This is a genomic window from Streptomyces sp. NPDC058221 (assembly GCF_042882365.1).
Classification (GTDB): Bacteria; Actinomycetota; Actinomycetes; order Streptomycetales; family Streptomycetaceae; genus Streptomyces.
Genome location: NZ_JBHVWF010000266.1, coordinates 1 through 2,026 on the forward strand (window position 1 = coordinate 1; position 2,026 = coordinate 2,026).

Annotated in this window: 2 rRNA genes (1 of these 2 cut by a window edge); both read right to left on the minus strand. The window is 56.1% G+C overall.

Features of this window, described 5'->3' with window-relative positions:
- A 5S ribosomal RNA gene (rrf, locus tag ACFVW8_RS38265) occupies nucleotides 1-117 on the minus strand.
- A 79-nt stretch (nucleotides 118-196) separates the two neighbouring features.
- Nucleotides 197-2,026: ribosomal RNA gene (locus ACFVW8_RS38270) — 23S ribosomal RNA — on the minus strand (it continues 1,370 nt past the right edge of the window).

The window sequence follows — 2,026 nt, forward strand, 5'->3', positions numbered from 1 at the left end:
GTTCGGCGGCGTCCTACTCTCCCACAGGGTCCCCCCTGCAGTACCATCGGCGCTGAAAGGCTTAGCTTCCGGGTTCGGAATGTAACCGGGCGTTTCCCTAACGCAATGACCACCGAAACACTATGAAATTAACCAACACCGGAACACAACACGGCCGTTCGTTATTTCAGAACTAACACAGTGGACGCGAGCAACTGAGGACAAGCCCTCGGCCTATTAGTACCAGTCAGCTCCACCCGTTACCGGGCTTCCACATCTGGCCTATCAACCCAGTCGTCTACTGGGAGCCTTAACCCTTCAAGAGGGTGGGAATACTCATCTCGAAGCAGGCTTCCCGCTTAGATGCTTTCAGCGGTTATCCTTTCCGAACGTAGCCAACCAGCCATGCCCTTGGCAGGACAACTGGCACACCAGAGGTTCGTCCGTCCCGGTCCTCTCGTACTAGGGACAGCCCTTCTCAATATTCCTACGCGCACAGCGGATAGGGACCGAACTGTCTCACGACGTTCTAAACCCAGCTCGCGTACCGCTTTAATGGGCGAACAGCCCAACCCTTGGGACCGACTCCAGCCCCAGGATGCGACGAGCCGACATCGAGGTGCCAAACCATCCCGTCGATATGGACTCTTGGGGAAGATCAGCCTGTTATCCCCGGGGTACCTTTTATCCGTTGAGCGACAGCGCTTCCACAAGCCACTGCCGGATCACTAGTCCCGACTTTCGTCCCTGCTCGACCCGTCGGTCTCACAGTCAAGCTCCCTTGTGCACTTACACTCAACACCTGATTGCCAACCAGGCTGAGGGAACCTTTGGGCGCCTCCGTTACTCTTTAGGAGGCAACCGCCCCAGTTAAACTACCCATCAGACACTGTCCCTGATCCGGATCACGGACCCAGGTTAGACATCCAGCACGACCAGAGTGGTATTTCAACGACGACTCCACAACCACTGGCGTGGCCGCTTCAAAGTCTCCCACCTATCCTACACAAGCCGAACCGAACACCAATATCAAACTATAGTAAAGGTCCCGGGGTCTTTCCGTCCTGCTGCGCGAAACGAGCATCTTTACTCGTAGTGCAATTTCACCGGGCCTATGGTTGAGACAGTCGAGAAGTCGTTACGCCATTCGTGCAGGTCGGAACTTACCCGACAAGGAATTTCGCTACCTTAGGATGGTTATAGTTACCACCGCCGTTTACTGGCGCTTAAGTTCTCAGCTTCGCCGACCCGAAAGTCAGCTAACCGGTCCCCTTAACGTTCCAGCACCGGGCAGGCGTCAGTCCGTATACATCGCCTTACGGCTTCGCACGGACCTGTGTTTTTAGTAAACAGTCGCTTCTCGCTGGTCTCTGCGGCCACCCCCAGCTCACCGAGTAAATCGGATCACCAGTGATGGCCCCCCTTCTCCCGAAGTTACGGGGGCATTTTGCCGAGTTCCTTAACCATAGTTCACCCGAACGCCTCGGTATTCTCTACCTGACCACCTGAGTCGGTTTAGGGTACGGGCCGCCATGAAACTCGCTAGAGGCTTTTCTCGACAGCATAGGATCATCCACTTCACCACAATCGGCTCGGCATCAGGTCTCAGCCTCAATGTGTGACGGATTTACCTACCACACGGCCTACACCCTTACCCCGGGACTACCACCGCCCGGGCTGGACTACCTTCCTGCGTCACCCCATCGCTTACCTAATACAAGTCTGGTTCATCGGCTCCACCACTACCCTCAACTCCGAAGAGATCGGGCCGGCTTCACGGACTTAGCATCGCCTGATTCAGTATTGGGCGTTTCAAAGCGGGTACCGGAATATCAACCGGTTGTCCATCGACTACGCCTGTCGGCCTCGCCTTAGGTCCCGACTTACCCTGGGCAGATCAGCTTGACCCAGGAACCCTTAGTCAATCGGCGCACACGTTTCTCACGTGTGTATCGCTACTCATGCCTGCATTCTCACTCGTGAACCGTCCACAACTCGCTTCCGCGGCTGCTTCACCCGGCACACGACGCTCCCCTACCCATCCCAC